The sequence below is a fragment of the Pseudoalteromonas sp. SG44-1 genome (assembly GCF_014164315.1).
Classification (GTDB): domain Bacteria; phylum Pseudomonadota; class Gammaproteobacteria; order Enterobacterales; family Alteromonadaceae; genus Pseudoalteromonas; species Pseudoalteromonas rhizosphaerae.
The window spans coordinates 1-1300 of sequence record NZ_JACJEW010000175.1 but is presented as its reverse complement, the minus strand read 5'-3'; the positions used below and the strand labels follow the sequence as shown (position 1 = coordinate 1300).

Sequence of the window (1300 nt, the reverse complement as noted above, 5' to 3'; positions counted from 1 at the left end):
GCTGCGTCGTTTACCTGCTGACGCTTGGCTAATATCTCTTTATCTAAACCTAAATGACGTTGATTTGGCGTCACAAATTTTATACCACTGTGTAGGTGCTCATTATTGTACCAATCAACGAACCCGCTTACCCATTCTCTTGCTGCGCTTATATCTTCAAATGCCTTTTCTGGGTATTCTGGGCGATACTTTAACGTTTTAAATAACGACTCAGAGTATGGATTGTCATTACTTACTGATGGTCGACTAAATGATGGCACAATCCCTAACTCCTGTAATGTTGCCAACAATGTCGCGCCTTTCATTGGGCTGCCATTATCTGAGTGCAACGTGACTTGCTCGCGCTTTATTTGCTCCCGACTGCAAATATCCTTCATTAAATCTGCGGCTAACTCACTTAACTGTGTGTCGTAAACCTGCCAGCCAACAACCTTTCGACTAAAAATGTCCATCACTAAATATAAGTATAAAAATTGCCCTTTCACGCTCGTTGGTAAATAGGTGATATCCCAAGTATATACTTCATTTGCACGCACTGCCTTCAATGCCCTTGGCTTTTTCATCGGCTTAGCTGGCTTTACTTTTTCTCTATGCGTTAATAAGTTATGTGCCTTCATGACACGATAAAACGAACTTTCAGACGCTATCCATATGCCGTTATCAAGCAGCTTAGGGACTATTTTACTGGCCGGTAAATGCCCATACTCAGTTGAGTTAACCGTATTAATAATGCGCTGCCGCTCTAATTCTGTGAGACGATTTGGCGGCCGTTTTATCGTACTTGTTCGCTTGTCAGTCATATTGTCAGCTTCAATCCAGCGCTGAACGGTTCTTACCGTCAGCCCAAGTAACTCACATGCTTTTTCTTTCCTTGCCCCTGAAGCCTGTGCGCTTGTGATAAGCGTTATTAATTCATGTCGCTCAGCCTGTGTTGTTAATCGTCCTCGTTGAAACCCCAGAGTGCATCCGCTTTTTTTTTGAGAACAAGCAGAGCGGCTGTTTCAGCTAAGGCTTTATCTTTACGATTAAGCTCTTTTTGCAGCTGTTTTATTTCTTGCTTTAACTGTTTACTGTCTGATTTAGCTAGTTTCGTTGTAGGTCCTTGGGCAAAGTCTTGCTTCCACTGCTTAATATGATGCGGATAAAGCCCTTTATTACGGCAGTATTCATTAATGGCTGCTTCATCTAAATGGCCACAGTCAATAATCGCGCTGAGTCTTTCTTCTAAACGCCAGTCTTGTGGTCGTTTTTCTGCTGTCATTTGGCTACCCGTCTGGTGTGTTTCAAGTTGATGTTTTTT

1 pseudogene is annotated in these 1300 nt (G+C 42.5%); it reads right to left on the bottom strand.

Annotation, left to right across the window (positions count from 1 at the left end):
- Window positions 1-1300, bottom strand: a pseudogene (locus H5187_RS23575) (IS3 family transposase); the annotation flags it as partial.